The following is a 16,769-nucleotide window of genomic DNA, read 5'->3' as shown; positions in this document are numbered from 1 at the left end:
AAATACAGTTTACCTGAAAGTGAAAAAACACTACAATTGCGCCGCAATTAAACCTCAATCTACAGGTGTTTTTGCATGCTACGAATCGCTCAAGAAGCGCTAACCTTTGACGATGTATTATTGGTTCCTGCGCACTCCAACGTACTTCCGCACACAGCAAACTTACAAACTAAGCTGACCCGCAAGGTCGCCCTGAATATCCCAATGGTATCAGCTTCTATGGATACTGTAACGGAAGCGCGTTTAGCTATTGCATTAGCCCAGGAAGGCGGCATCGGTTTTGTTCACAAAAATATGACGCCAGAGGAACAGGCAAAACACGTTCGCGAAGTAAAAAAATACGAAAGTGGCGTGGTATCAGACCCCGTTACCGTTTCTGAAACAGATAATCTGGGTACCGTGCTGGCCCTCAGTAAAAAGCTGGGCTATTCGGGCTTTCCAGTGACTGACAAAGATAATAACCTGATTGGTATTATCACTGGTCGTGACATGCGTTTTGAAAACCGTCTGGATTTACAGGTAAGTAAAGTGATGACGCCTAAAGAGCGTCTGGTTACCGTGAAAGCAGGCGCCAGTTCAGAAGAAGTACTGGAACTGATGCACGAACACCGTATCGAGAAAATTCTGGTGGTCGATGATAGCTTCAAGCTGTCTGGCCTGATTACCGTAAAAGATTTCCAGAAAGCAGAAAGCAAACCAAATGCCTGTAAAGACTCTTTAGGTCGTTTACGCGTTGGTGCAGCGGTTGGCGTTGGTCCGGGTACCGATGAGCGTATTGCTCTGCTGGTAGAGGCCGGCGTAGATGTGCTGCTGATCGATACTTCACATGGCCATTCTCAAGGCGTTATCGATCGCGTTAAAACCGTTCGTGAAACCTATCCTGAACTGCAAATTATTGCTGGTAACGTGGCTACGGCAGAAGGTGCACTGGCACTGGCCGAAGCGGGTGCTGATGCGGTTAAAGTGGGTATTGGCCCTGGCTCGATTTGTACTACCCGTATTGTTACCGGTTGTGGCGTACCACAAATTACGGCGATTTCTGATGCGGTAGAAGCACTCAAAGGCCGCGACATTCCGGTTATCGCTGACGGCGGTATTCGCTTCTCTGGTGACATTGCCAAAGCCCTGGTTGCCGGCGCAAGCTGTGTAATGGTGGGTTCGATGCTGGCCGGTACCGAAGAAGCACCGGGCGAAGTTGAACTGTATCAGGGCCGTTACTACAAGTCTTACCGTGGCATGGGCTCGTTAGGCGCCATGAATCAGCGCAATGGTTCTTCGGACCGTTACTTCCAGGAAAGCGATAACGCTGAAAAACTGGTGCCGGAAGGGATTGAAGGTCGTGTGGCTTATAAAGGCCCGATTGCCACCATCATTCACCAGCAAATGGGCGGCCTGCGTTCTGCTATGGGCTTAACCGGTTGTGCCACTATTGAAGAGCTTAATACCAAGCCGCAATTTGTTCGGGTAACCGCAGCGGGTATGGGTGAGTCGCACGTACACGACGTAAGCATTACCAAAGAAGCACCAAACTACCGTTTAGGTTAAACTAACCCTGAACAATAATTGATTTATCAGGCTGGTTTTTACCAGCCTGCTTGTTTTCTATTTAAAGGCGAACACCATGACACAAAACATCCATGATCATCGCATACTCATTTTGGATTTTGGCTCTCAGTATACTCAGCTTATTGCACGTCGCGTACGTGAACTCGGCGTATATTGTGAACTCTGGGCATGGGATGTCACAGAAGAACAGATTAAGTCGTTTAACCCACAGGGGATTATTTTGTCGGGTGGACCTGAGTCGGTAACCGAAGAAAACTCCCCCCGAGCGCCTGAATATGTATTTAATGCCGGTGTGCCGGTACTGGGCGTTTGTTACGGCATGCAAACCATGGCCGAGCAGCTTGGCGGTAAAGTTCAGGGTTCCGACAAGCGTGAGTTTGGTTATGCCCAGGTAGAAGTGGTTAAAGCGAATGACCTGCTGGCCAATATCGAAGATGCCATCAGCGCCGAGGGGAATGCCTTACTGGATGTTTGGATGAGCCACGGTGATAAAGTTATCGCCATCCCTGAAGGTTTCGAAACCGTTGCCTTAACGCCTTCATGCCCTCATGCAGCTATGGTGAATACCGAGAAGAAATTTTACGGTGTACAGTTCCACCCGGAAGTGACCCATACCCGTCAGGGCATGCGCTTACTGTCGCACTTTGTTATGGATATCTGCGGCTGTGAAAAGCTGTGGACGCCAGACGCGATTATCGAAGACGCCATTGCTCGCATTAAAGAGAAAGTGGGTGACGATGAGGTGATTCTGGGGCTTTCCGGCGGTGTTGATTCCTCTGTTGTTGCCATGCTTATTCACCGCGCAATCGGTGATAAGCTAACCTGCGTATTCGTTGATAACGGCTTGCTGCGCTTAAACGAAGGCCAGCAGGTAATGGATATGTTTGGCGATCACTTTGGCCTTAATATTATCAAGGTTGACGCAGAAGAGCGCTTCCTGGCCCGCCTTAACGGAATTGAAGATCCTGAGCTTAAGCGTAAAGCTATCGGTAACGAATTCGTTGCGGTTTTTGATGAAGAAGCCGGTAAGCGGGTTAATGCTAAATGGTTAGCGCAGGGCACCATTTACCCGGATGTCATTGAATCAGCTGGTTCTGCTACTGGTAAAGCCCATGTGATTAAATCTCACCACAATGTAGGCGGCCTGCCTGAGGATATGAAACTGGGTCTGGTTGAACCGCTGCGTGAGTTGTTCAAAGACGAAGTGCGTAAGATTGGTCTGGAACTGGGTCTGCCTTACGACATGTTGTATCGCCACCCATTCCCTGGTCCGGGTTTAGGTGTTCGGGTATTAGGCGAAATCAAGAAAGAATACTGCGATCTGCTACGCCGCGCCGACGCTATCTTTATTGAAGAACTACATAACGCAGAGCTGTACCACAAGGTAAGTCAGGCATTTACGGTATTCCTGCCAGTTAAATCGGTAGGCGTAATGGGCGATGCCCGTAAGTACGACTGGGTAGTTTCATTGCGAGCAGTAGAAACCATCGACTTTATGACCGCTCACTGGGCGCACCTGCCGTATGATTTCTTAGGGAAAGTATCTAATCGCATTATCAACGAAATCGATGGCATTTCCCGCGTAGTGTACGACATCTCCGGTAAGCCACCGGCTACTATAGAGTGGGAATAGCAGTCGTTTCTGGACTGAGTTTCAGCTGACTTCGAAAGCCTTGCGATTGCAAGGCTTTCTTGTTTTTGATGTCAGATCTCCGTGTTGTGAAATAGTAAAAGCGTAGTAAAGTCAAAACAGATATAGAATTAGTACTATAGTTTTATGTTTCCTGATAAATATCGACTAAACTTTATGTGGCGGAGGTTGGGAGCAAACGCTACAAATTAAACACCTTCACTAAGCCCGGTCTATACCTTTGTATGCCTGAAAACATCGTTTCCCTGCGAAATACACAATACAGTGCAGGCGGATGAAGTTGTGCTAAATTCCTTAACATGGAAGCGTTAAAATGAAATCCGTACCATCGAAACCTTTTCGCGAGTTCGCGATTAGCGGACTTTGCCTCTCCTTACTTTCAGGTTGTCTGTATGACAAAGACAGTACGGTAATCGAGCCTGCCACGCCATCGCCGGAAGAGGCGTTAGTCAGTGCCATCAATGAGAGCCATCCGCAAGGTCTCAGTGCGTTTGTGCTGCCCGAAAGTGATGCTTTCAGGCTTATTCCCCAGGATGTTAATAATCCGCTGACGGCCGAAAAAGTGCATTTGGGTAAAATGCTTTTTCATGAAACGGCACTGGCAACACAGGGGGTCAACAGTCAGCAAACCGGAACCTGGTCCTGTGCCAGTTGTCATCATGCCGACGCAGGATTTAAATCTGGTTTGCCCCAGGGGATCGGTGAAGGCGGTGAAGGTTTTGGTGTGAAAGGAGAGATGCGTACTTTTGCCGTGGGGTTTGATAAAGCATCGATGGATTCTGATCTTATTCCTGACGTTCAGCCATTAGCATCCCCCTCAATTTTAAATACGGCCTATCAGGACGTAATGTTATGGAATGGTCAGTTTGGTAATGCTCAATCAGGTTCAGTTAATCGTGGATTGGATGAACAGGTGTTAGCGCCGGAAGGAACCCCCAAGCACGAAAATCTTCGACAGTTATCCGGATTGGAAACCCAGGCAATCGCCGGTACCAAAGTACATCGGCTGAAAACTGATGAAGGTTCGGTGCTTCAAACTAACGATGAATATGCGCTGTTGTTTGAACTGGCCTTTCCTGAAGGAAGTACCGATATCGTTGCCGATGCGGGCAAAGCTATAGCGGCATATGAACGAACAGTGCTGGCTAATCAGGCGCCTTTTCAGCGATGGCTTAAAGGTGAGTCACTAGTGATGACTGAGTCTGAGATCCTTGGTGCAACCCTATTTTTTGGCAAAGCGAAATGTGTCAGTTGTCATACCGGTCCGGGATTGAGTTCTTCTGCTGAAGCTACTGAAAGTGAAATGTTCATGGCAATTGGTTTTGCCGATTTTGACCCGAATAATCCACAAATTACCGGAACAGTTGGTGATGCAGACGCAAAAGGTCGTGGGGGGTTTACGGGAGAATCGGCAGATGATTATAAATTTAAGGTTCCTCAGCTATATAACCTTGCCGATACAAACGTATTTGGCCATGGGGCCAGCTTCAATAGTATTCGGGATGTTGTGGCCTATAAAAATGCTGCCGTGCCACAGAAAGTCATTCCCGCGTCGCAATTGGATCCGCGATTCATTCCATTGGGCCTGAGTGAACTCGAGATTGATCAGCTAACGGCCTTTCTGGAGTACGCCCTGTACGACCCTGATTTAGCCAGATACAAACCCGATGCTTTACCAACTGGTGCATGCTTCCCTGTAGCAGACGAGTTGTCTAAACTTGATTTGAACTGCTGATTCTTAGCGTCAGGCGGGGCCGTCTGACGTGCATTTCTATTCCCGGTTTAAACATCTATGGTGTGAAAAATGCAGATTTGGATGATTATCATTCAGGATTTCACGCAACTGTCATATAAACGCGCTGTAATAATCAGTCCATGCACAGGGAAAGTGTAAGAAATCATTCAATTACCGCTTCCCGGAGACCGCTATGATACGTTTCACCAGTATCAATCACCTGATTATGACACCTGTACTGGCCATTATTGCGGTTTTGGTTTTACTGAATATCGGGTCTCTGGCAATTGCCTTTTCGCTTATGAACAGCATCGATCGCGTAGAGCAGACTCATGTTGTGCAGGAGCGGATGGTGTCAGATGCATTAACTCAATTTAAAACCCAGGTTCAGGAATGGAAGAATGTACTGCTTCGCGGTGCTGTCGATAAAGACCGGGAAAAGTACTGGGCCCGTTTTCAGGACAGAGAAACCGACGTGCAGAAAATACTGCGTCAGTTGGTTGGTAATGATGAACTCAGTAGCGGTGCCAAGGCATCCATCGAGCGCTTCTTACTTGCTCACCAGACGATGGGCAGGAAATACCGTGAAGGTTATCAGGCATTTGTGGCGGCGGGTTATAATCCGCATACCGGCGATACCTTTGTAAGAGGCATCGATCGGGAGCCCGCCGAACTGTTGCAATCTGCTGCCGATGATATTGCTCAGACCACGCAGCAGGCCAAGCAAAGTGTTATGAGTGAAACCTCGCAATTATTGTGGGTAGTGATGGGTTTGTCCTTTATTTTAAGTGGTGTGTGTATTGCCTATCTTATTACTAATCTGCGCCGTAATATCGTCAAGCCAACTCGTGAAATTGCCACGTGTTTACAGCAAATGGAACAAAAAGAATATGACTACCAGCTGACTTATCGCAGTGAGCATGAGTTAGGGCTGGTTGCCAGCGCCACACGCCATTTGCAAACCAAACTACAGGACACGGTAACTATTTTATCTGACGCTCAACAACAAATAGGGCGCTCTCACGATCTTCTGGAAGACGTTGGAGCGGGGATTGCTAATGGTGCGTCTGAGCAGCGTCAGTCTTCGGATTCCTTGGCTCAGGCTAACGAGAAACTGGACGAAATCGTTAAAAGCCTTGGTGCGATCACCAGCCAGGTAGCGGTGGCATCGGGCCATTCTCAGCAGCAGGTTCAGGAATGTTACGCCACATTTGATGCGGCAAATAAAGGCTTTGCTGAACTGGCCAGTACCGTGTCGTCGGCAAGCCAGATTGTGAATGAACTACAGGCAAGAAGTACCAGTATTCTTACCGTAGTGAATGTGATTAATGAGATTGCCGACCAAACCAATTTGCTGGCTCTGAACGCGGCCATAGAGGCGGCGCGCGCGGGAGAGCATGGCCGCGGCTTTGCGGTTGTTGCAGACGAAGTGCGCGCCCTGGCTGCCAAAACTCAACAATCAACCCAGGAAATTAACGCCATCCTCAGTGCCTTTGAAGCTGATTCCAGTAAAGCGGTGGCCGCCATGGAAAGTGGCCAGCTGCAGGCCGACGTAAATGCAAAAAGTGCTCAGCAGGCACTGGCCCTGCTTAATGAGCTGGTCCGTTTTATTGATGAAACCCAGAGTGTTGTGGCGGCCCTTGAGGGGGCTGCAACCGACCAAAGTGTGATCCAGCATCAGCTCGATGGCGTCATTGCTAATGTGATGCGCTCCGCTGAAAATTACCAGCAGCTGTCGCAGAGCAACAGTATTAGCGAAGCCATTAATCTGATGTCAAAAAATGTGATGTCAGTGGTATCGGCATTGAGCCGTTAGCCGCAAAATAGCGTACCATAGCGGTAACTTTACAAAATCAGTTAACTATTTTGCACAAAGATATACCGCTAGTTTTCCATCCTATCTACAGCCAGCTTGATTTACCTGTGCGGCATCGGTTTCCAATCGACAAGTATCAGGGGATCCATGATGCGCTGTGCCGCCATGGTGTTGATGCGAGGACTTTTGTTACTCCTGAGCCTGTAGCGAAAGACATCTTACTGAATCACTACGACAGCCACTATGTTGAAACGCTACTGGCTGGTACGCTCGATAGTAAAGCTATGCGCCGCATTGGTTTCCCCTGGTCTGATCAATTAATAAAGCGCAGCCTGACGGCCATTGGCGGTACTATTAAAACTGCTGAACTGGCTTTACTAAATGGCATGGCTTTAAATCTGACCGGTGGATATCACCATGCCGCTGCTGACTGGGGTTCTGGTTTTTGCCTGTTCAATGATTTATATCTTGCGGCTAAACATATGCTTGGTCAGCCAGGAATAGATTCGGTACTGATTGTTGATTTGGATGTGCACCAGGGGGATGGTACCGCATTACTGGCCCAGGATGACTCTGCCATTATTACCCTATCGTTACATGGCGAGAAAAACTTCCCACACCGAAAGCAGCAGTCCGACATGGATTTTCCGCTGCCTAAGGGAATGACAGACGATGCATACCTGGCTGTACTGGACGAAGCTTTAAGTCTGATTAGTCGCGTGTATGTGCCCGATGCGGTAATTTATGATGCTGGGGTGGATATCCACGAAAATGACGACCTTGGCCTGTTATCGGTTAGTACTGATGGCGTCTATCAACGTGACAGTATGGTACTCGACTGGTGCCGGCAGCGGGGGCTGCCAGTTGCCTGCGTTATTGGCGGTGGGTATCAACGGGATATCGACGCGCTGGTGTCTGTTCACCTGCAGCTGTATCGCGCTGCAGGTGTTATCGATTAGCCCACAGGCGTTAAAAAGCAGCGAGCTGAAAACCCAGTCCTATGCGATTCTGACGACGGTTGTAGTCAATCAGACTATCACCATAACCACTGAAATATTGCAGCACAACCTCATATCTGGGGGACACTGGATAACTCAGGGATAATTCGATGCTGCCGCGATTGTCGTCAAATTCCAGGTTGTTTCTGAGGCGGGCAAAAATACCAAAATCATTGACCCGTGTGCCATAGCCTAATTCTACCCGGCCAAAGTAGTGGGTGATTCTGGGGTTGTCGTCGCCAGCCGTATCGGTGGGGGATGTTTTGGCGTCTTCCGGAATACGGTACCAGGTTCGCAGATAATAGATGTCGTCGGCATCACTAAACAAACTGGTCAGCATAATCCGGTTCCAGCTGCGGGAACGTTCTTCACTCTGCCCATTGGACATGTGGTTAAAGCCCAGTTGCAAGGCATTAAAGTCAATTCCCAGCAGCTTTATATCCGTGTTCCACTGATAAAATATTTCCGGCTCGTAGTTAGTTTCCCGAAAAGGTTTGGACACCTCGGTGTTATAAAGTTGCCAGAATGACGTCAGCGTAAAGCCAAAGTAGACACCCTCTGCCGATTCATTGCGCGTATACAAAGGCAATTTTATACTGATCTGGAATTTGGCTTCTTTATTGTCGATGTTGTCTTCGGTCAGCGCTGCGTTGCCCAGTGCGTTGGGGTTATCAACATAGGTATAAGGCAAAAAGTAGTTACGCCTGAACTGAGTAATCGCAAACGTGTTGTCAGCCAGTTCCTTGTCCGCCTCAAAACGCTTGGTAAACAAACTGGGGCGGGCAACCAGCCCACTGCCTTGTTGTTTTGTAGCGGTTTCAGAAGCGGAGGGATTGTCGTTTGCTAGTGTGCAGGTTGAGGATGTTGCCAGTAAAATACCGCTAAACAACAAACGGTTAATTTTCAGCTGCAAAGTCAATGGTGAGTCCTTCATAAGCAGCAACCAGTTCCAATGGCGATTCGGCAATCGTAATGTACTGATTGCAGTGGTCAATAATAGCGTCGATATCCGTATCTGTTCGACTTGGATCGTGGCTGTATAAAGCCAGCCTTTTGGCGTTGCACGCCATTGCGAGTTTAACGGCTTCTTCGGCGACGGAATGGCCCCAGCCACTCTTAGCCGGCATGTCAGAAAGCATATACTGCGCATCATGGATGATCAGGTCGGCATTTCTGGCAAAATCCACAAAGGTCAGAAAGTCGGTTTCTTTTTTGTACGGGGGATACAGCTCATTATCGGTAATGTAGGCCACTTTATAGCCGTTTTCCGTAATGGAATAGGCGCTGCCTTTACCTGGATGATTCATGGGTAAACGACTAATTGTCGCCCCATTTAATTTCCAGGTATCGGTTTTGTCAGGCTGTGGGGTGATACTGATTTTGGACTGTAGCGCCGAAAAAGGAACCGGGAATACCGAGCCTTGCATCTGCCTGATAATGGCATCATTCTCGGGCAGGGTGGTTTGTCCAGGCGTGATAAAGATTTCCCGTCCGGGCTGATAAATCGGTGTGAAAAATGGAAACCCCTGAATGTGATCCCAATGGTTATGGGTCAGCAAAATGTGAATAGGGGTTTGTTTTTTTATCAGCTTGTCACCGAGCAAGCGAATACCGGTACCAGCGTCCAGCGAAATATCGGTACCGTCACTCAGCTCTATGTGGACGCACGCAGTATTGCCTCCATAACGCACATAATCGGCGCCTGGTGTTGGAATAGAACCTCTTACACCATAGAAGGTTAACTGCATGCTTACTCCTTATGTAACGGGTTTTACGTTAATAAAACCCGAACCACTATAAAGCGCCGATAAAGGCTGCTACTTCACTTAATTGTAATAAAGATTTTTCACCTGTGCGGCGATTTTTGTATTCGACCAGTTGTTCGTCAAGGTTACGCTCGCCGATAACAATGCTGTGTGGGATCCCAATCAGCTCCATATCTTTAAACATCACGCCCGGACGTTCTTTACGATCGTCAAACAATACCTCTACGCCTGCTTCGGTTAATTCGGCATACAGCGCTTCGGCAGCGTCTTTGATACGCTGGGACTTGTGCATGTTCATTGGAATTAACGCTACGGTGAACGGCGCAATCGGGTCAGGCCAGATAATGCCATGCTCATCGTGGTTTTGCTCAATTGCAGCGGCAACCACACGAGAAACACCAATGCCATAACAACCCATGGTCAGGGTTTCATGTTTACCGCTTTCACTCAGAACGCCACAGTTCATTGCCTGAGAATACTTATCTCCCAGCTGGAAGATATGGCCCACTTCGATACCACGTTTAATTTCGATGGTACCGGTACCGCAGGGTGAAGGATCGCCCGCTTCAATGTTGCGAATATCAACCGCAGTTAATTTGTCGGCAAAGCTTTCTGCACTCAGTGCGGCTGCAACCACATAATCGGCATAAACTGGTACTTCGACCGACGCTAAATCGATGTCTTTTGGTGCGACACCGAGTACTTTGGTCACAATTTCTTCGCTTGCGGTGATTAATGGCGCAGCCACACCAGCGAGCTTTTCTGCTTTAATGTCGTTCAGTGAATGTGCGGCAGAAAGTACCAGCAGTACCCACTTATCTGGATCGGCTTCACCTTCTTCGCTCTCTGCCTGTACCAGCACATATTGCAGGGCATCAACCGACGCTGTTGCTACTGGCAGCGTTTCTGCTAACTCAACGTTAGCGGCGTAATCCGAGCTATTAGAGAATGCGATAGCATCTTCACCAGACTCCGCCAGCATATGGAATTCGTGAGAGACACTGCCGCCAATAGAGCCTGTATCGGCCATTACCGGACGGTAATCCAACTGCATTCGCTCAAAAATCTTACAATACGCGTTATACATGGCATCGTAAGTGGCTTGTAATGAATCCTGAGTTAAGTGAAAGCTGTAGGCGTCTTTCATGGTAAATTCGCGGCCGCGCATAATACCAAAGCGTGGACGCACTTCGTCACGAAACTTGGTTTGAATCTGGTACAGGTTCAACGGCAGCTGTTTGTAGCTGCTAATTTCGTTGCGAACCAGTGCGGTAATAACTTCTTCATGGGTTGGGCCGAGTACGAAGTCACGCTGATGGCGATCTTTAATGCGCAGTAGTTCGGGGCCATATTCTTCCCAGCGTCCGGTTTCCTGCCACAAATCGGCAGGCTGAACGACAGGCATCAATACTTCGATGGCGCCAGCTTTGTTCATTTCTTCACGAACAATATTGGCTACCTTATTCAGTACCCGCAAACCGGTTGGCAGCCAGGTGTATAGCCCGGCAGCAAGTTTACGGATAAGACCGGCCCGAAGCATAAGCTGATGGCTAATTACCTCAGCGTCAGCAGGGGTTTCTTTTTGTGTTGCTAATAAATACTGACTAGTACGCATTGCTGGCATATACCCATTGGATGATTACAAAACTGGCGTATTCTAGCAGTGTTAGCAGCGCTTACATAGCCCTAAACCGCCACTTGTTTTATAGCGGTGACAACCACTTGCCCGGCGGTAACCTGCCAGTGAATATCGCGGTCATAAAAAATCACCTGATAGGTTTTCGGGTCGTTGTCCTCGGCCTGGCGGTAAGCGGGGCGGGGATCCTGCCCCAGGCACTGTTGGATAAGCGCTGCAAGGTCGGTATGCGGCTGGTTATTTAATTCAGTTTGAGCAGCGTCGGTAAAAACCACTTCACGCTGTGGCAGAGGATTCTGCTCCAGCAACCGGGCGCTCGCGTCATCAACGCTATCGCTGTAGGGTAAATAAGGTTTGATATCAATGACCGGTGTGCCATCGAGTAAGTCAAGCCCCCCCACATGCAGGATAAGTTGCCCGTGCTTTTGTTCATGGCCCAGATTTTTCACCACAGACATACCAATGCCGTTAGGCCGGAACGTACTGCGGGAGGCAAAAACACCAATACGACTGTTGCCGCCAAGGCGAGGGGCTCTCACCGTAGGTGTCCAGCTTTGCGCGAGATTTTCGTGGAATAAAAAAAGTAACCAGAGGTGCGAGTAGGTTTCGATTCCTCTTAAACCGTTAGCATCGTTAAATTCCGGGGTAAAAACAACGCTGCCTTTGGCATTAGCCAGGGCTGGTTGCCGGGGAATGGCAAATTTTTGTTTAAAAGGCGAGGTTATTGTACCAATCGCAGAAATCGAATAGGCCACCGGCTCAGTCATAAATTGCAACACTTTTGTAGTTTAGCTGACACAAATATCAAACATTTATCACTTATAGTAACGCCGCTATCGAATTACTGGTAGTCCCTGGAATCCCTTTGGCCCGCCGCTGGTGGGCATTTTTTCTGTAGTGCCGACCCTTGTGAACAGGAAATCTGCAATTTTTTGCATGATTGAAAACCCTGCGTATGCCACTATATAGCTCCGTGGAAAAATACAATCGCATATACTGCCTTCCAGACTTGCCTGACAGTGTGCAAAGAAGAGCGGTAACAAAAGTAGATCGTATATAGGATGGCTATGATCTCGGTAAAAAATTTATCAAAATTTTATGACCACTTTAAAGCAGTTGATAATTTGTCATTTGACATTAAACCTGGCGATATCGTTGGTTTTTTAGGTCCGAATGGGGCTGGTAAATCGACCACCATGAAAATGCTCACGGGCTTTATGCAACCCAGTGAGGGTGAGATTTACATCAAGGAGCAGTCACTGGCCAGTGAAGCCAAGGCTATCCAGCGTGATATCGGTTACTTGCCCGAAGGCGCCCCCGCCTATGGAGACATGACGGTATGGCAGTTTTTGCATTTTATTGCAGATGTGCGCCGTTTAAAGGGGGAGCACCGCAAGGCACGACTGTTTGACGTGATAAAACGGGTAGAACTTGCCGATGTGCTCAACCGACCCATTGATAATTTATCCAAAGGGTTTAAACGCCGGGTTGGCCTGGCGCAGGCGATATTGCACGATCCGGATATTCTCATCCTCGACGAACCCACGGATGGTCTGGATCCAAATCAGAAACACCATGTCCGCCAGCTTATTGAAGATTTGTCGCGGGATAAAATCGTGATTATCTCTACCCATATTCTCGAAGAAGTCTCTGCGGTGTGTAACCGGGTAATGATTCTGGCCAACGGCCAGTTGCGATTTGATGATACGCCGGAGGCGTTAAGGCATCGTTCCCGTTACTGTAATGCAGTTAGTCTGAAACTGAGTTATGCCGCCGATATTTCGGGGCTGGCAGAGCTTGAAGGGGTGGAAGAAATGGAAATTGACCGCAAGAGTGGATTAGTCACGCTTTTCCCTGAGCCCGGTAAACATATTTTTCATGTCATCAATGAGTACGTCACCCAACGCAGACTGCCGGTGGATACCCTGACGCTGGAAACCGGCCGGTTAGACGAAGTATTTCGTTATATCACCACGGCGGAGGTGACCCATGGGTAATATTTGGATCATTACCAGACGAGAGTTTTCGAGCTTTTTTGCCACGCCGGTGGCCTATGTGTTTATTGCTATCTTTTTAATGTTGTCCGGCATTTTTACTTTTTTTATCGGTAATCTGTACGAACGGGGACAGGCGGATCTGATCCCGTTTTTTAATTTTCATCCCTGGCTGTATTTGTTTCTGGTTCCCGCTATTGCAATGCGAAGCTGGGCCGAAGAGCGCAAATCAGGCTCCATAGAATTGCTGATGACACTCCCCATCAGTGCAGCTGAAGCTGTGGTGGGTAAGTTTATTGCTGCCTGGCTGGTGCTGGGCTTAGCACTGGCGCTGACCTTTCCGCTATGGCTTAGCGTGGATTACCTCGGCGAGCCTGATCACGGCATTATTATTGCTGCTTACATTGGCAGCTGGCTGATGGCCGGTGCGTTTCTGGCTATCAGCACCTGCATGTCGGCGTTTACCCGTAATCAGGTGGTGGCCTTTATTCTGGCGGTAGTGGTGTGCTTTTTGTTTGTTGTATCCGGCAGTGGCATTGTGCTTGATGCTTTTCAGTCCTGGGCCGGTAATCTGGTACTCGACACCGTTGCCAGCTTCAGCTTTTTAACCCATTTTGAGGCTATGGCAAAAGGCGTGCTGGCGCTTAATGATGTGGGGTATTTTGTCATCATCATGCTGGTATGGCTGTATGCCAGTTTGATCGTTATTGAACAGAAGAAGGCGGATTAAGTATGCAAAAACTGATTACTTCGCTAACTTTATTTTTACTGGTGGTGCTGTTTTTAGGGCTGGTGGTTATCAATAACGAACTGCTTGGAGATTACCGTATCGACCTGACCGAAGACAAAGTGTACTCCCTGTCTGAGGGAAGTCAGCGCGTATTGAATGAGCTGGATGAGCCAATCGTACTTAACTTTTATTTTTCGGATGCGGCTTCTAAAGGCATGACCTCTCTGCGTAACTACGCCAATCGGGTGCAGAGTTTGTTAGAAGAATACGAATCCCGCTCCAACGGCAAAATCACCCTTAATATTATCGATCCCGAGCCATTTTCTGAGGCCGAGGACCGCGCCAGTCAGTTTGGTCTGACGGCGGCTACGCTGGGCAGTGTGGGCGAGTCGATATTCTTTGGTCTGGCGGGCACCAATGCGGTGGATAATCAGTTTACGATTAACTTTTTCGACCCGCAAAAAGAGCGTTTTCTTGAGTATGACATTAGTAAGCTGATCTATCAGTTAAGTGAGCCAGAGCAGGTACAAGTCACATTACTGACTAACCTGGAGCTCATGGGGGGCCAAAACCCCATGAACGGCCAGTTAACGCCCGCGATGACCTTTTACTCTCAGCTTAGCCAGCTTTATCAGGTAACCACCATCGGCAATGACGCCAGGCAGTTGCCAGAAGAGACCGATGTGCTGGTGATTATTCATCCGCAAAACCTTAGCGAAAGTTTACTTTATTCCATCGACCAGTTTGCCATGCGGCAGGGCCGCATTCTGTTGTTTGCAGACTCGCATTATGAGTCTGATGCTATGGCCATGATGGGGGCTCTGCAGGCTAATCAGTCGCAATTTCCGCTGCTTGATGCCTGGGGGATTAACGTCAATCTGGATAAAGTCATCCTGGATGGTCGTTTAGGCCTTGATATACGAACCCCCGAAGGAAGCGTTACCCGTCATCCGGGCATTATCGGTTTAACCGCCGAGCAGCTTAACCGTGAAGACGTTATCACCGCTAATCTGGAACTGGTTAATGGGGCCTCGTTCGCGCCGTTAGCGCTTTCGCCTCAAAGTCAGTTAACGCTAACACCGCTGGCCAGTTCATCGGCGGATTCGGTAGCGGTAGATGCCGCTGACTATGCGCTTAGCCAGGATCCTCAGTCGTTGCAGCGAATGCTCGATGACACCAACAAAGAAAAATTCACCCTGGTTGCCCGGATCAGTGGTCCGGCTGAGTCTGCGTTTGCTGCCGCTCCCCCCAGCGAATCTGCGGAAGACCTGAATCAGGCGCATGTGAGCCGCACAACTCAGCTTAATCTGATTGTTGTGGGTGATGCTGACCTGCTGGCCGACAGATTTTGGGTGCAGCAAACCAGCTTTTTCGGCGAAACCATATTCACGCCTTTTGCCAATAACGGCGATATGGTGGTAAATGCCAGCGAAAATCTGGCTGGCAGTGATGCCTTGATTAGTATTCGCGGACGGGGGATTTCGGCCCGGCCTTTCGAGAAAGTTCAGGCCTTGCAGGCCAAAGCGGAGGCGCGTTTTCGCGAGCAGGAAGAACGTTTGCAAAGTCAGTTGCAGCAAACCGAGGAGCAATTAGCTCAGTTGCAAAATGTGCAAACCGAAACCGGAGCACTCACCCTGACCAGCGAGCAACAGGCAGCCCTGGATTCGTTCATCAGCCAGCGTAACGAGATACGTCGAGAACTGCGTGAAGTGCGATACCAACTGCAAAGTGATATCGATAAGCTGGGTAATTATCTCAAGTTAATCACTATTGCCGTGAGCCCGCTGTTACTGGTTTCTTTGTTGTGGTTACTGGCCCGGTTACTTCGGCGCAAAGCCAGCAAAAAAATCAGGGAGGCCATTGCAGCATGATTAGAGTCGCCGTTTTATTTTTACTGGTTGTGATCACGCTGGGAAGCGCCTATTACCTGGTGGTGCAACGACATCCTCAGCAGGTTGCGCAATCGCATCTGTTATTAGGCGGTCTGGCCGCGGAGAGTCAGTCACTGTCTAAAATAACCATAGAGAATGCTCAGGGCACTCTCTTTGCTGCACGCAAGGATTCAGAGCAGTGGCTGGCAACCCATCTGGATAGTGTTATGCGGTTCCCGGTCGATGTTGAAAAACTGTCGGCATTTGTCAGCGCACTGACGCAGGCTCGAATTATTGAGCCGAAAACAGCCAAAGCATCGCAATATCCGCTTTTGGGAGTAGAGCCGGTCACCCAGCCTGATTCGCAGAGCACCCTGATTACGCTGGCCTCGCCAACCAAGCAATGGCGGGTGTTGATTGGTAATCTTGCATCCAGTGGATTGGGGCGCTACGTTCGCGAGCCGAGTCAGCAACAAAGTTACCTGATTAACGAGGCCGTTTCGTTACCCTTAACGCCAAACGAATGGCTGATGCCAGATGTCATTGATGCAGGACTTAATACCTTGCAATCGGTCACTATCGACAGCGATCCGGCATTCACGCTATTCAGGGAAGCGGATGGTAACTGGCAACTAAGCGAAAACAAACTTCCTCTGGCTTATCCCGGCGTGCTGGTTCATACGCTTAATGATATTGTAAATTTTGAATATGAAACAGTAAGCCCGCTTATAGAGCAACCCTCGCCCGACAGGCTGGTACGAACCATCGATATCAGTGCCAGCGACGACAAGAGCCTGCGTTTATCTATTTATAATCGTCCCCGGGAAGAGGGCTATATTTTGATACTTTCCGGCGACTTGATTGACGCGTCGATGCTGGAATGGCAATACGGCCTGACGGATTTTCAGGCCCGTGGACTGTTGTCATCGAAGGGGGATTTATTGCAACAACCTCAAACACCCCCTGGCAGGTAGATAAAACCGTAGTTGGCCAGCTTGCCCACTGC

13 protein-coding genes are annotated in these 16,769 nt (G+C 48.8%); 9 read left to right on the top strand and 4 right to left on the bottom strand.

Translation table 11 applies throughout. The annotated features are described in order from the left end of the window. Positions 1-75 precede the first annotated feature (75 nt). From guaB to BFC17_RS18950, 5 genes are all read left to right on the top strand, one after another. Positions 76-1,545 (top strand): IMP dehydrogenase, encoded by a 1,470-nt coding sequence (guaB, locus tag BFC17_RS18970; protein WP_070178089.1) that lies wholly within the window; start codon positions 76-78, stop codon positions 1,543-1,545. A 76-nt stretch (positions 1,546-1,621) separates the two neighbouring features. Further along, complete coding sequence (gene guaA, locus BFC17_RS18965) at positions 1,622-3,199, top strand: glutamine-hydrolyzing GMP synthase (protein WP_070178088.1); 1,578 nt, start codon at positions 1,622-1,624, stop codon at positions 3,197-3,199. A gap of 331 nt (positions 3,200-3,530) precedes the next feature. After that, on the top strand, positions 3,531-4,952 hold the full coding sequence (locus tag BFC17_RS18960) for a cytochrome-c peroxidase (protein WP_070178087.1): 1,422 nt from the start codon (positions 3,531-3,533) through the stop codon (positions 4,950-4,952). Between the two features lie 193 nt (positions 4,953-5,145). Further along, positions 5,146-6,768 carry a methyl-accepting chemotaxis protein gene (locus BFC17_RS18955; protein WP_070178086.1) on the top strand — a complete coding sequence of 541 codons (1,623 nt, stop codon included), beginning with the start codon at positions 5,146-5,148 and terminating at the stop codon, positions 6,766-6,768. Positions 6,769-6,818: 50 nt separating this feature from the next. Further along, complete coding sequence (locus tag BFC17_RS18950; RefSeq protein WP_139142144.1) at positions 6,819-7,727, top strand: histone deacetylase family protein; 909 nt, start codon at positions 6,819-6,821, stop codon at positions 7,725-7,727. Between the two features lie 10 nt (positions 7,728-7,737). Here BFC17_RS18950 and BFC17_RS18945 read toward each other — a convergent pair whose 3' ends face one another. From BFC17_RS18945 to tsaA, 4 genes are all read right to left on the bottom strand, one after another. Continuing rightward, positions 7,738-8,685, bottom strand: a complete 948-nt coding sequence (locus tag BFC17_RS18945) for a phospholipase A (protein WP_229680999.1) — start codon at positions 8,683-8,685, stop codon at positions 7,738-7,740. Then, positions 8,663-9,514, bottom strand: coding sequence for an MBL fold metallo-hydrolase (locus BFC17_RS18940; protein ID WP_070178084.1), 852 nt, complete (start codon positions 9,512-9,514; stop codon positions 8,663-8,665). Before BFC17_RS18940 ends, BFC17_RS18945 begins: the two co-directional genes overlap by 23 nt. Positions 9,515-9,560: 46 nt before the next feature. Continuing rightward, positions 9,561-11,147 (bottom strand): proline--tRNA ligase, encoded by a 1,587-nt coding sequence (locus BFC17_RS18935; protein ID WP_070178083.1) that lies wholly within the window; start codon positions 11,145-11,147, stop codon positions 9,561-9,563. A 71-nt stretch (positions 11,148-11,218) separates the two neighbouring features. Next, positions 11,219-11,935, bottom strand: coding sequence for a tRNA (N6-threonylcarbamoyladenosine(37)-N6)-methyltransferase TrmO (tsaA, locus tag BFC17_RS18930; RefSeq protein WP_070178082.1), 717 nt, complete (start codon positions 11,933-11,935; stop codon positions 11,219-11,221). A gap of 300 nt (positions 11,936-12,235) precedes the next feature. Between tsaA and BFC17_RS18925 the strand changes: the two genes are divergently transcribed. The 4 genes from BFC17_RS18925 to BFC17_RS18910 are packed head-to-tail and all read left to right on the top strand — an operon-like array spanning position 12,236 to position 16,737. Beyond that, positions 12,236-13,165, top strand: a complete 930-nt coding sequence (locus tag BFC17_RS18925; RefSeq protein WP_070178081.1) for an ABC transporter ATP-binding protein — start codon at positions 12,236-12,238, stop codon at positions 13,163-13,165. After that, complete coding sequence (locus BFC17_RS18920) at positions 13,158-13,892, top strand: ABC transporter permease subunit (protein ID WP_070178080.1); 735 nt, start codon at positions 13,158-13,160, stop codon at positions 13,890-13,892. Before BFC17_RS18925 ends, BFC17_RS18920 begins: the two co-directional genes overlap by 8 nt. Positions 13,893-13,894: 2 nt before the next feature. Then, on the top strand, positions 13,895-15,763 hold the full coding sequence (locus BFC17_RS18915; protein ID WP_070178079.1) for a GldG family protein: 1,869 nt from the start codon (positions 13,895-13,897) through the stop codon (positions 15,761-15,763). Continuing rightward, positions 15,760-16,737, top strand: a complete 978-nt coding sequence (locus BFC17_RS18910; RefSeq protein WP_070178078.1) for a DUF4340 domain-containing protein — start codon at positions 15,760-15,762, stop codon at positions 16,735-16,737. The genes BFC17_RS18915 and BFC17_RS18910 overlap by 4 nt, the downstream gene beginning before the upstream one ends. Positions 16,738-16,769: the final 32 nt, after the last annotated feature.

The organism is Marisediminitalea lipolytica, assembly GCF_001758465.1.
GTDB lineage: Bacteria > Pseudomonadota > Gammaproteobacteria > Enterobacterales > Alteromonadaceae > Alteromonas > Alteromonas lipolytica.
This window is presented reverse-complemented; position numbering and strand designations above follow the sequence as displayed.